This is a genomic window from Bacillus sp. FSL K6-2971, assembly GCF_038006405.1.
GTDB classification, from domain to species: Bacteria; Bacillota; Bacilli; order Bacillales; family Bacillaceae; genus Bacillus; species Bacillus pumilus.
Genome location: NZ_JBBOVD010000004.1, coordinates 1 through 7,061 on the forward strand (window position 1 = coordinate 1; position 7,061 = coordinate 7,061).

A 7,061-nucleotide genomic window follows, 5' to 3' on the forward strand; every position below is an offset into this window, starting at 1 on the left:
TGGCGCAAACAAACGGGGTTTGTTTGAATCAATAGGCTTTGGATGTAGTGAATGAGTCAACTCCTTAATGCTCACTTTCGTTCCGCTTACCGTTGACTCATGCCGAATGTTTTTCACTCCATTTTTTAAACAGTAACGCTCCTTTTGAGTGCACACCTTTCCGAAACAACACAAAACAAACACGAACTTAATTCATCCATTATTGAACCCTTGTTGCGACTGATTTTTTTGCAAAACGTTACCTTTCTTTGTGTGCAGTGCGCTCCTTTTCAAACACAAAACGTTAGCAAACTTTCGTGAAAAAACCCTCGTTGGCTTTTCTAAAAACACGCGCATTTTTTGGTGCGTATAACTGGGCACTTTGACAAGTGATTGACAACTGGTCGATCATTTTCCATCACTGATACGCCAGTGACCGGCTCGTTTTTCAGTAGTGATCGGGAAGTGATCACCTCAAAAATCGCCACTGCTGCAGGAGTGATTTCCACCACTTCTTTGGGGTCATTTTTTTGCTAGGCTTTGCCTAGTTCCACACCATAAGTGGGGACAAAAACCCCTTATGCTCTTCTCACTTTTCCTTTTTATGGTGTGGCAGATTTGCCGTTTCTGACACACCACCGCATTTTTCTCCTAAAAAAAGGTGTGTCAGTTTTTCATTTTTAGGCACATTCTTTTCAAAAATTGCAACCGCCACGAAACAAATCACCCTGTGATTTCAAGCATGAAATGGTTGCAGTTTTCCCTTATGCTCTTTTCACCTTTTCCGAAATGTCTCCAGCGACACTTATCAAAATTTTTCTCTTTCAACCCGCTACGCAAAACAAAAACATTTTGCCTTTTGATCTAGGAGGGCGTAGCGTATACCGTAGCGAATGAATCATAAAGAGGTGAACCCGCTATGAAACCCGAAACCTACCTTTCTTCACAAGACATTGCAAACAAGCTCAATGTCTCCAGCGTCACGATACGCAAATACGCCGCCATGCTTGAGAAAAACGGCTATAATTTCGCCAGAGACACTAAGGGATGGCGTCAGTATAATGAGTCCGATTTATCCGCTATGGAGTATATATACACACACTCTAAATTGAGTGGTAAATCACTAGAAGAAGTAGCCAAACTTGTAGCGACCTTGTATCGGTCAAACTTGTCCATATCGGATACCGCTACACCGCTACAAGATGTCAATGTCGCCGATCTCATTCAAAGACAAGAGGAATTCAATCGGGCCATCCTAAAACGACTCGAACAATTTGAAGAACAACAAAAAAAGCGAGATGAAAATCTCATGCTCGCTTTGAAAGAATCCATTGAAGCAAAAAAAATGATTGCTGCTGCTCAACAAAAAAAGTGGTGGCAATTTTGGAAATAGGACACCCATGAAAATGGCGCACTTATACACACCCCTGTGTGAGTGCTAAAATCTCTCGATTTCCGTCAAGCGTGTAAAGAAGAAGCCGACTTAATAGCCAGCTTCTTCTGATTCTTCAAACCACAATGCAATGAACAGCAAAGTACAAATAATGAATGCTCCTAAATCCATCACATTAATTACAATTTTCATCACATTCACCTCCACAGTGAACGGATTCTATCACAAAAATATTCCTCAAAACGAAGCACTGAAAAATAAAAAAAATGATTGCGGTCACCGCAACCAAAATAAAAAAATTTCAAAATGGTAATATAGTCATTGAACTGGTAAAAAATATAATATAACCTAGTATTTGTATTCCAATTAACCCAGAGGAGGAAAACGTATAATGACTATTTCTTTAAAGAAAAACTGGAAGTCTATTTTAGCCGCATTTTGTGCATTAGTCCTTTCAATTACTGCTTTCGCCCCACTAGCAAGCGCACAAAAACTTACTGAAGAGGAACAGGCAGCTCAACAGATCGCTTCCGATATGCAATTCATTTTTGAGTTAGCTTCTGTTCAAGAAAACGGGAAATATGTCTTAAATGAGTCATTAGTCGCTGATAAATTCGGACAAGAGAACGTTGCATCAATCGTAGCATTTGTTAAACTGATTAATGGGGAAGAACTGGAAGAAAAGGATTTAGAAGGTATCCCTTATCCATCAACTGGGGAAATCTCTACATCATCATGGAAATCATGTATGATCGACAGCGTCCTTAACGTCACTGGACTTGGATTTCTCACAGGTGGAATGCAAAAACTGATTGATAAAAAACTATGGGATAAATTAGCTATCGAGATCATCAAAATCGTTGGAAAGAACGCAGTCAAGGGTGGCGTTATTGGATTATCCGCAAGCTTTGCTTGGTTCAGCGTTCGCTGTATTGGAAAATAAGCTAAAAGTAAAGGGGACAAAATTAATATGAACGGTATTAAGTACATATCTTATTTCGTAATATCTCTGGTACTACAGTCGCTGTGGTTCCTAGCAATCAAAAAGAGCTCATATGTCACGATACTAGATATTTTAGTTGTGTCTCTATTATTCACACTTTTCATGTTTATCATTGATAAAGTATTCAAAAAAAAGCAGACTTCATAGTCTGCTTTTTTTATATCATTCACTATCTCCATACATTTTTCGTTTCTGAGATTGTCTTTTTTGATAACCATCACTTTCACGCGATTTTCTATAGATTTCAATCAATTTCTTATAATCTAAATCATAGCCTTCCTTCTGAAGCTCATTGATAAAAAATTTATCGCAATTGATCAGCATTCGATTCACCTCAACATTTAAGTAATTATATAATTCTTAATGCCAACATGCCAACGTGCCATCACTTCAAACGTGTCGTTCGCTATCTCATCATCTTCTTCGTCAATACGAACAAGATCACCTTCCTCAGCATCCGTCAAATTCAGTTCCTTATGAATCTCCTTCAAGATCCCACCATATCCGATCAAACGCCTTGCACTCAATGCCCCATCTAAATAATAGACAGTATCCAGATTTTCCTCGGTCACTTCATTCCCACGTATGACATCTGTATCCTTAACAGGATACTTCGAGATTTCAAGAATAGCCTTTTGTTCTTCCATCTCTTTACGCACTTCTTGTTCAATCGCTTCCGCATCAATGTTCTTTTTTCCTTTGACCCGCTGCACGTGCACAATAGGTGTATAATCCAACTTCATTGCACGCTTCCAAAAGCTTGTCCACTCTGCTTGCTTGATATAGCTTTTCCCAAAATAATTGCGCTTTACAGGAATCAGCACATGAAAATGAGGATGATATGTATTCTCTTCATGATTTTTCGTAATCTCTAAAGCTCTGAAAAAACCAAGTGTTCCAGTTTTTACTTTTTTGTATTGAAACAGCTTTCTAAAGCCTTCCATCATATCAGTAATCGTTTGTTTTAAATCATCGCCCTCAACATTTTTCACTGTCAACGTGAGAAATATCCACGCAGGCTTATATTGTCGGTTGGCTTCTTCTACAATCAATTTATTATGACTCGCAATTTTTAACGACCTTCGCCAAGCACACATAGGGCATAACCTCACTTTACAAAAATAGGCTTGAGCTAGCTTTAACTTGCCCGTTTTTCTGTCTCTCTTAAACACAAGATATTCCGCACAATCACAGACTTTTTCAGCTTTTTTCAGAAAATAAGGAGAGCCAGTGCGCTTTTCCAACGCCTCATAATGAGCAGAAATAAGTGACGATTTCATCTTTTTTCCTCGCCAATCCCGCTTTTTTCCTGTTGCGGTTTTGTCCTCAAGGATGGTATAATCCAAATTGGAATCAACAAAATTATAGGTATTACACATAAAAAAACCCCTTCTGACGCTAGTTCTCTAGCATTCTATTATTTTTGCTCGACACTTAAATAATAGCAGACGGGGTTTTTACCTGTCAAATCATCATTAAACCATTGACACCACTGGATTTATCGCACTTTTTCAAAATGACAGTGTTTCTATATGTATCAAGATAAGAAAAGACACGATTCTGACTCCGTCAAAATCGCCTAAAAATCTGGCGAAACCGCCATCTTTTTAAAAACCAAAAACCCAAAAACAAAAAAGAAGCCAGTAATATACTAGCTCCTCAAAAATAAACCCAATCTTATATTTCTTTACTTGCAGACATGAAGGAAGGGTCCCCCATTAAAATTCTAACCAAATAGACTATTTTTTATAACATCACTCTTTCAATGATCACTCTTCCACAATCTAGCATATGATAACAAGAATTCTGATCTCCCCATTATCAATCTTCGTTTCATAAAAAAGCAATTTGATTTTACAATCAGATTGCTTTTCCCAATTAAGAACCAATAACATAAAATGTTTTTCTTAATAAAAAATCCAAAACAGCCATAAGTTATAAAAAAAGCCCGCAAATATTAAAAGCATCCTGCTTATGTTCAGGGTGCTTTTAACATTTGATTTTAATCAAAACAAAAAGGAGTCAGCAAAGTGCCGGCTCCTAAAGACCTTTTCGCATACGCAAGCGTTGGAGGTTCCCCATTAAAATTCTAACCAAAATCATTATTTTTTATAACCTCGATCTTTCAATGATCACTCTTCAGTAAACTCACATATATTAGAGTGAGTATTGAAACCCCATCGTTAATACTCACCAACCTCCATAAATTTCGTTTTTATAAAAAGCAATCAGATTTAAAAAGTCAGATTGCTTTTCATTTCAGAAAAATCCACACCACTTATACGCATCAACATATAGTAAAAAGCGCACTTGTCATCTTAACAAAATGAATTCGGTTCGACATCCTCAGCATGAGAAGGTCAGCGTCCTAAAAAAATTTCCCCTCAGGGGGAGATTTTTTTTATTTTTTCACTCTTTTTCACAAACATTCATACCTTAAAGAATCATAACCTATTACTGACGACTAGAGCATTCAGCTAGTCGTTATTTTTTATGCAACCTGACTAAACCTGACATTCAAAATACAACTGTCGTCACCCGCCCACGAAAATGGTGGGATTGAAAAAGAGACAAGCAGAAGAGCATAGAACAAGTAAGGTCATTTCATGGCGATCAGTCCGACCTTCTTGGCCATTGCTATTTATGCGTTCCTGCCGACTGTAACCAGTGGAAATATCACGTTTAATCAAAAACCTAATAGTTTACGTGTTATTTCCAAGTGACTACACATGATATTTCCACAAAAAAACAGACCCGAAAGGTCTGTCAATTTTCATTCATGTTACAAATCGAATACGATACATCATGTTGCATTCCTTGAAGCAACAGAAACGCTGTTATCTTGCGTCGCTAAACCATAAACCGGCGCAACAGCCACAGCTAAAATCAAAACGGCAGCCATAATTTTTTTAAACGTCATATTCAAAATCGCCCCTTTGAATCAGTTTCTGAACTTGGATCATCTTCCTGTAAAAAAATACAGAATCATCCAATCGTTCTATGTCATTATAAAATCTTCCAGCCTCTAAAGCTAGGTCTTCTAAATAAGGATAACCACGACTATATAAAAGTTGATCAAATTTTTGATTGACTTCAACACTAGGCGAAACCGTCACATATAACTCATGAAGCACATTAAAAAGATCGACAAACATATAATCATCATACTTTTCAGCATAGCTTTTTCCCTTCACACAATAGTCAAGAGCTTCTTCCTTTAGTCCCTGCTTAAAGAAAATGATGGCTAAATCATAACAAGCTTGTACAACCTCTTTAGCTCCGATCTTCTCGCCTAACTCTAATGCACGTTGGTAATATACTGTTGCTTTCGCAACATCATCTTGTTTATTAAAACAGTTTCCTAAATTCAACAAACCCTTAGTCGTAATGTAATCATGGCCAAGTGCAATAGATTCCTGTAAAGCTAGTTTCAAATGGGGAAGTGCCTTCTCATAACTGACCAGATCATCATAATTTCCCGCAATTACGAATCTACACTGGATTAACCTAACTTGATATATACTGTGTGCCTTATAAGCATGATACGCCTGTTCAACATAATACATAGATAGATGTGTTTGCTTCATGTGATAAAAGATTTCTCCCATTTTGAAAAAAAACTCCGCACGCTCCAATTCATCAGCTACTTTATCAAGTTTTCTTTCAGCATAGCGATAAAATGTAATAGCTTTTATGTACTCCCCTTTAGAAAACTCATACATCCCTCTGAAGAAATTGAAGTAGTACTCCATAATACCAGTAAGCCTTTTTCCTTCACCTTCGACAGCTCTCAAATAATCAGCTTTGTTGACAGTATTTTTTGATGGATTTACGTATTCAAGCATCTGTTCATGGCGAAATTCCATTAGCTGAAAATAAAGAACAACCTGTTCGTTTTCCTCCATCAAATCCAGCTCATTCTTAACTTCGTTACGGAGAATCTCTGCATCTGTCACATTCAACCTTTTGATATGTTGATACCACTCATTAATCTTCTGACCAACCACAGGCGCTGCAATAGTTCCCATACCATCAATCCCCCGATACATCGCTTTTTTATGTTAAATCCTAGCACATGAAATACGACTATAACTTGCTTGCGTTTCCATTTTTGAAAATTTTCGGTATCTCGCAAACGTTTTTTAAATGAATTCAGCAGACAAAACCAAAAAACGCATTTAAATCCCTTATAAGCGTTTTTGACTCATTCCCCTACTTCAATTACCCGAACAAAAATAAAAGCGTTCAGAATCGAATCTGAACGCTCTCAACGGCATTTTTAAAATTCACATCATATTTTTTTATACGTTTTATTTTCATCTTGCGTACTACCCCCCTGTTAGCATGGGGGGTTCTCGTTTGGCTCTCGGTGCTTCGCTTTTCGTTGCCACTCAGGCGACTACCGCCGCCTTTTCGCTTCGCACCTTCGCCAAACAATCAGATGAATAAATCCTCTCTTATTCTATCATCTCCACCAAATTTTTTCATCAATCTCCCAACGGTACAATGCCCTGGCATTCTGTTTTGAACGGAGAGAAAACACACGTGCAACTTTTAGGTGCATAAGTGGGCACTGGTTCTCCAATGACTCTTTTTGGGCTCTGCCCAAACCCGCCAACGGTCAGCCCGTTGGATCGCAAATATTCAAACCCCCTACCCCCGATCTTCGGGGGATGCCCCTTCGGC

At 38.0% G+C, this 7,061-nt stretch carries 5 protein-coding genes; 2 read left to right on the top strand and 3 right to left on the bottom strand.

The window, feature by feature from the left end:
* Positions 1–898: 898 nt before the first annotated feature.
* Positions 899–1,372 (top strand): DUF3967 domain-containing protein, encoded by a 474-nt coding sequence (locus tag MHI33_RS21950; protein WP_010890180.1) that lies wholly within the window; start codon positions 899–901, stop codon positions 1,370–1,372.
* Positions 1,373–1,763: 391 nt separating this feature from the next.
* The gene (locus MHI33_RS21955) at positions 1,764–2,315 is read left to right on the top strand and encodes a hypothetical protein (protein WP_340913959.1); all 552 of its coding nucleotides are present in this window, start codon (positions 1,764–1,766) and stop codon (positions 2,313–2,315) included.
* Positions 2,316–2,537: 222 nt separating this feature from the next.
* On the opposite strand, the gene MHI33_RS21965 is transcribed toward MHI33_RS21955, so the two are convergent.
* The 3 genes from MHI33_RS21965 to MHI33_RS21975 form a co-directional block, all read right to left on the bottom strand.
* The gene (locus MHI33_RS21965) at positions 2,538–2,699 is read right to left on the bottom strand and encodes a hypothetical protein (protein WP_172693045.1); all 162 of its coding nucleotides are present in this window, start codon (positions 2,697–2,699) and stop codon (positions 2,538–2,540) included.
* A 17-nt stretch (positions 2,700–2,716) separates the two neighbouring features.
* Entirely contained in the window at positions 2,717–3,754 is a 1,038-nt protein-coding gene (locus MHI33_RS21970) for a protein rep (RefSeq protein WP_340913961.1), read from the bottom strand.
* A 1,530-nt stretch (positions 3,755–5,284) separates the two neighbouring features.
* Positions 5,285–6,403, bottom strand: coding sequence for a response regulator aspartate phosphatase (locus MHI33_RS21975; protein ID WP_011116798.1), 1,119 nt, complete (start codon positions 6,401–6,403; stop codon positions 5,285–5,287).
* Positions 6,404–7,061: the final 658 nt, after the last annotated feature.

Coding starts and splice junctions, on each gene's coding strand:
- MHI33_RS21970 (WP_340913961.1), bottom strand. CDS start 3,754: ATGTGTAATACCTATAATTTTGTTGATTCCAATTTGGATTATACCATC.
- MHI33_RS21950 (WP_010890180.1), top strand. CDS start 899: ATGAAACCCGAAACCTACCTTTCTTCACAAGACATTGCAAACAAGCTC.
- MHI33_RS21975 (WP_011116798.1), bottom strand. CDS start 6,403: ATGGGAACTATTGCAGCGCCTGTGGTTGGTCAGAAGATTAATGAGTGG.
- MHI33_RS21965 (WP_172693045.1), bottom strand. CDS start 2,699: ATGCTGATCAATTGCGATAAATTTTTTATCAATGAGCTTCAGAAGGAA.
- MHI33_RS21955 (WP_340913959.1), top strand. CDS start 1,764: ATGACTATTTCTTTAAAGAAAAACTGGAAGTCTATTTTAGCCGCATTT.